The organism is Okeania sp. SIO2B9 (genome assembly GCF_010672505.1).
Taxonomy (GTDB): Bacteria; Cyanobacteriota; Cyanobacteriia; order Cyanobacteriales; family Microcoleaceae; genus Okeania; species Okeania hirsuta.
On the sequence record NZ_JAAHGK010000397.1, the window covers coordinates 1 to 5,750 of the forward strand.

A 5,750-nucleotide genomic window follows, 5' to 3' on the forward strand; every position below is an offset into this window, starting at 1 on the left:
GAAGTTGTTGATTTTTGAGAATTTCTTCTAAAGTATCAATTGACTGAAACAGTAATTTATTTACTCTTTCTACTGGCACAATATTGTTGTTAATATTATTATTCCTTGCTGATGATTCTGTGTACATAATTCAACTCAATTATTTACTAAAGGTTTGATGACGTTTTCTGTTAATAGTTGATCTCATTGGTTTAGATAAAATCTCAATGAACATTCCTAAACTTATCTGAATATCACATATAATTCTAATTGAAATCTAATCTTTAATGTTGATGTCCAAAAAACTTGTACTGATGGATCATGATGGTGCTGTAGATGATTTTCTCTCCACTGTTTTACTAATGACCATGGAAAATGTTCAATCTTTAGGAGTAATTGTCACCCCTGCTGATTGTTATATTAAACCTGCAATTAATGCTACTCGAAAAATTTTAGATTTAATGGGATGTTCTGATGTTCCAGTGGCAGAAAGCACAGTGCGTGGTGTTAATCCTTTTCCAGTTTTATTTAGAAGAGATTCTTTTGCTGTAGACCATTTTCCGATTTTAAATGAGAAGGAAACTATTGATACTATTTTAGTTTCAGAACCTGGTCAAAATTTTATGGTACGAGTTTTAAAATCAGCACCAGCACCTGTAACATTAATGGTAACTGGTCCTTTAACAACTGTTGCTGTAGCTTTAGATATTGCTCCAGAAATTGAGTCAAAAATTCAAGAAATTGTTTGGATGGGTGGTGCTTTAAATGTACCGGGAAATGTGAGTAAAGATATGGAACCAGGTCAAGATATGTCCGCAGAATGGAATGCTTATTGGGACCCATTTGCTATTGAAAGGGTTTGGCAAACTCAAATTCCAATAGTACTTTGTTCGTTAGATATTACTAATAATGTACCCCTAACTTCTGAGTTTTCTCGTAAATTAGGCAAGCAAAGAAAATATCCGATCTCTGATTTTGCCGGACAATGTTATGCTTTGGCAATTTCTCAGGATTATTATTTTTGGGATATTTTAGCAACTGTTTATTTAGCACATCCAGAATTTTATCAACTAAAAGAATGGGAAACTACAGTTATTACAAAAGGAGTGAGTCAAGGTCGCATAAAAGTAGAAACTGGTGGGCGGAAAATTATGGCAATGGAACGAGTGGATACAGAGAGTTTTTATCGTTATATTCTCCAACAATGGGCGCGGTAAAAATTTAAATTTGAAACAGGAAAGATCGAAGTTGGAAACAGAAAAAAAGTGAATGGCAATACTAATATAAGCCACTCCACATCTACAAACCTCAACCAATTTTAGATACCGGATAAACTAGAGGATATTAAATCTATAAAGAATAAAGGGCATTGGTGAAGCGCGTGTATGATATTAATTTTAATTATTTAGGAGTAAACCCACTCCCAGGATGGGAGTCAGTCCTCAGGAGTCAGGAGGAAAGAAATAAGAAAGAGTAGTAGAGGGAGAAAGTTTTTTATTTTCGCTCTTATCCCGACAAGATATCATGCCTCAAATCACCAACACCGAATAAAGATAAATTAATTTATGAATTAATTATATTTTCTATAGTATTAAATTAATTTGATCGGTTCTTTATTTGAAAACAAAAAATTGCTCACTTCTCTACTACCGAGCGCAAATGGTCAAATTTTAACTTTAGCTGGTGAATTAATTTAACTTGTTTGATAACTCCATCAAAAAACCGCTAGTCCTACTCCGGTAATGGTAGATGAGGATAAACAACGGTGCTTCATGGGAGTAATATCATGTCCGTTGGTATCGTTTGTGTAAAAGTTAGCGTGGATATCTACAGGAAATTTAAGTTTTTTTCTTGCTCAATTGCCTTCCTGTTTGTTGCCTGTTGCCTACCTTTGCTATACAATACCGATGCTACCGGACATGATATAAGATACAAGCAAGGGAGCAAGATGCTCCCACTGCTTTTGTCCTTGAAAAAATAATTACAATAGACCACCATTACAATGCACCACCACCAAAAAACCTTTTATCATCCAACTGAAAAATCCTATAAATATAAATACTGACAATTGACTGGTAAAATCCGATAGACAGCTTCAACTTCAGAGTAGAAACTGTTACAAATTTATGTTCTTTATTGTAGAGAAAATCATAATTATGGTAGAACACAAACGTATTGGCATCCTTACCAGTGGAGGAGATTGTGCAGGCTTAAATCCAGCAATTCGGGCGGTAGTATATCGCGCAATTGGAACTTATAATTGGGAAGTTTTTGGCATTCAGCAAGCTACCCTGGGATTGATGGAACGTCCACCAAAAGCAATCAAACTTGAAATTGAAAAAATCGACCCCTTACTCACAGCAGGTGGTACAATTTTAGGAACTACTAATAAGGGCGATCCATTTGGATTTCCGATGCCAGATGGAACTGTGCGCGATCGCTCTGAGGAAATTATTGAAGGGTATCGTTTATTAGAGCTTGATGCTTTAATTGGTATCGGGGGTGATGGTAGTCTAACTATTCTCCGTAAACTTGCTCAACAGGGAAATTTGAATCTAGTGGGTATTCCCAAAACTATTGATAATGATGTCAACTGTACTGAATTGTCTATCGGTTTTAATACTGCTGTCAAAATTGCCACAGAAGCACTAGACCGCTTACATTTTACTGCTGCTAGTCATAGTCGAGTTATGATTCTGGAAGTAATGGGGCGAGATGCGGGACATATTGCTCTCAATGCTGGTATTGCAGGTGGTGCAGATGTAATATTGATTCCCGAAATTCCTTACCAAATAGAGCGAATATGTGACTACATCCGCAAACGCCAAGATTTAGGCAAAAATTACTCTTTGGTAATTGTCGCAGAAGCAGTGCGTACTGAAACAGGAGAAGCAGTCACAACTAATGATTCTTTGGGTCAATCTAGATTTGGTGGTATTGGGCAATATCTAGCTGATAAACTTGCTGCTTGTAGTAGTGCAGAAACTCGCGTCACCGTCTTAGGTCATATTCAACGTGGTGGCATACCTTCCCCGACAGACCGATTAATTGCTTCAGCTTTTGGGGTAGCAGCAGTTGACCTCATTGCTGAAGAAAAATATGACCATGTAGTAACTTGGCAAAATCGACAGGCGATCGCTGTGCCAATTGCAGATGCGATTTCTAAGTACAGAGCGGTAGATCCTAATGATACTTTAGTTAAAACTGCTCGGAGTATAGGTATTTGTTTGGGAGATTAATGTTAAAAGTTGGGTGGGAAAGTCTTTTCCTACCCGATGGATATTAATTTCAGGCGTTGGTGAATCAAGCTATGAATTAAGATATTATTAAAGGTAAATCAAGAGAGAGCTTGACACACTCATGACAATGACTCTAGTTTTACGCCTAATTCCGAGCGCGTACAATAAACCCATTTTGGCACAGTCTCGTCTTTTATCTCTTGTCACTATCCACTAGCTTGTTCATATCGAGCAGAAGAGTATCTTCATTTCCACTCATCACCAAAGGAAGCTTACCATCCCATGATTCTAGGAACAGTTTTTGAATGACTAATTCAGAACCCTGTGCTTTCAAGCTTTCCGCTTCTAGACGATTGGCCTCAGCTTTTCCCTTAGCACGATTAATCATTGCTTGCGCTTCTTGCTCGGCCTCTTGAGCAATATATTTGGCTTTTTGAGCTTTCTGTTCCGCGATTTGTTTTTCCTCAACTGACTTAGAAAACTCTGGAGAAAAATCCACATCAACTAAGGCAGTGGCAACTACCCTAATACCAAATTTCTGGAGACGCTCAATTATGGAACCATTAAAAGTCTCCATCAACTCTTCTCGTTTAGTCACAGATTCCTCAGCTTTCAATTTAGCTGAAGCAATTTTAAAGGCTTCCTGCGCTTGAGGTTCAACGTACTTCTCTTTAACATTATCAAGGGTTCCTACATCACGCAGGATATTTACTAGCTCACTGGGTTGTACTTGATAATTTACCACAACCTCGGCGGTGATATCTTGTAAATCCTTAGAGGCTGCAGTCAAGCCATTAATCTGGTGTTTTTGCACCCGAATGTCGTACTTGTTAACCTTAGAGACAAAAGGAAGTATGATATGAAGTCCTTCACGCATAGGCTCTCCCTCACGGACAGAACCGAGTACCTGCAAAACTCCGGCTTCACCAGGTTGAAGAATTAAGAACGTACTGCGGAGCATCACTATACCAAATAATCCCAGTAAAGCAGCGATACCAATTTTTATCGGATTTTCAACGTTGAGCATAGACTTAGAAGTATTTAATGTTCTAGGAGGAGGAAATTTTTGTCTTGGTGGTTTATTCATAAAGTAAAATATTTTCAGTGATTACATTTTGAAGAAATTTCATTCGACTGTTTTTGGACTTTTCAATCTCCATTAAATTATTCTCCATTATTAGTAATACAAATTCCGCACGTCGATTTATCGTATAAAGAATGGTGATTTGCAAAGTATTTTAACCTCATCCATTTTTCAACCTGGAGTTTGGGACTAAACTCTAGTATTATAGTTTCAATTGATAAGTTCTATATAACTCTATTTCCAGTTTTAAGGAGGATATGCAGTTATATTAGGCGTAAAACTAGAGTAATTGTTATGAGTGTGCCAAGCTCTCTGCAATCACAAACTAGATAACGAATTTACACCATTTCAGCTTTCACTATTTATTAAAAATAGTTGATCAAAGGTATAGCATAATTTTCTAGGCAAGGACTTAGAAGTCTTACCATAAAAGGATTATAAAATTAGTTGACAGGCTCATTAGCATATTCTCCCAGGATTTTAGTAATAATTTGATGATAATTATTTATGGTATCCATGAACAAATAACCTCCTGTTTAGCATCAAAAGTTATTAAACTCAGTCGTTGATTTTTAAATAATATTTGACCGATAGGTAAAACCTCAAATTCAGATATAATAATAGTATCAAATAATTGTCAAGTATTAATATATAATTATGCCAGCTCAAGATATATTCCATGATGCTGTCAAAAACGCCTTAATTAAAGAAGGCTGGACTATTACCGACGACCCTCTATACATAGAATTTGCTGGAGTTGATATGTATGTCGATCTGGGTTCTGAAAAGCTTTTTGGTGCTGAATCTGAACTACAAAAACTCTTTATTACTCAAGCTAAAAAACAGAAAATAGAGAATGGTTTTCAGAAGTGTCTGTAGTGCCATTACAACAATCATTAAATGACTTAAACCAGGCTTACCAAAACTTTTTTAATTGAACTAAGGGTAAAAGAAAAGGTAAAGCAATTAAACTTCCCAGATTCAAAAAACGCAGGTCAAAACAAACTGCCAGGTTTACCTTAAGAGGATTTCAACTACATGAAGACAAAGTATACTTAGCCAAAATAGGTTGTTTCAAAGTAGTGTGGTCAAGACCCTTACCAGGAGAACCATCATCAGTAACAGTAATCAAAGATTCAGCCCATAGATACTTTCTGAGTTTTGTAGTAGAAATTCAACCACAAAAACTACCAGAATCCAGCAAATCAGTAGGCATAGATTTAGGCATTTCTACATTATTCAGCAATGGTAAAAAAGTAGATGCACCAAAACCATTAAAAAAACGAATTAAAAAGTATAGAAAATTAAGTAAATCATTATCAAAAAAAAGTAATGGTTCTAAACAATATGAAAAAGCCAGACTCAGGGTAGCTAAATTTTCCTTCGGAATGCTGCGCAAACATAGTAAATTAAAAGATACTAGAACAGATTTCCTGCATAAATTATCC

Annotated in this window: 5 protein-coding genes; 4 read left to right on the top strand and 1 reads right to left on the bottom strand. The window is 36.1% G+C overall.

Annotated elements, in window-relative coordinates:
- The first annotated feature begins 272 nt into the window (after positions 1 to 272).
- Both F6K13_RS15330 and F6K13_RS15335 read left to right on the top strand, forming a co-directional pair.
- On the top strand, positions 273 to 1,196 hold the full coding sequence (locus F6K13_RS15330; RefSeq protein ID WP_124144113.1) for a nucleoside hydrolase: 924 nt from the start codon (positions 273 to 275) through the stop codon (positions 1,194 to 1,196).
- Between the two features lie 939 nt (positions 1,197 to 2,135).
- Positions 2,136 to 3,218: an ATP-dependent 6-phosphofructokinase gene (locus tag F6K13_RS15335; protein WP_124144112.1), complete on the top strand. Its 1,083-nt coding sequence runs from the start codon at positions 2,136 to 2,138 to the stop codon at positions 3,216 to 3,218.
- A gap of 193 nt (positions 3,219 to 3,411) precedes the next feature.
- Here the strand turns inward: F6K13_RS15335 and F6K13_RS15340 are convergent, their stop codons facing one another.
- Entirely contained in the window at positions 3,412 to 4,305 is an 894-nt protein-coding gene (locus tag F6K13_RS15340; protein WP_205127303.1) for a prohibitin family protein, read from the bottom strand.
- 654 nt (positions 4,306 to 4,959) lie between these two features.
- On the opposite strand from F6K13_RS15340, the gene F6K13_RS15345 reads away from it, so the two are divergent.
- A complete protein-coding gene (locus F6K13_RS15345) occupies positions 4,960 to 5,181 on the top strand; it encodes an element excision factor XisH family protein (RefSeq protein WP_124144111.1) in 222 nt (73 codons plus the stop codon).
- 203 nt (positions 5,182 to 5,384) lie between these two features.
- Positions 5,385 to 5,750 (top strand): transposase (locus F6K13_RS15350; protein WP_287287788.1); only part of this gene is annotated, 366 nt, incomplete at its 3' end.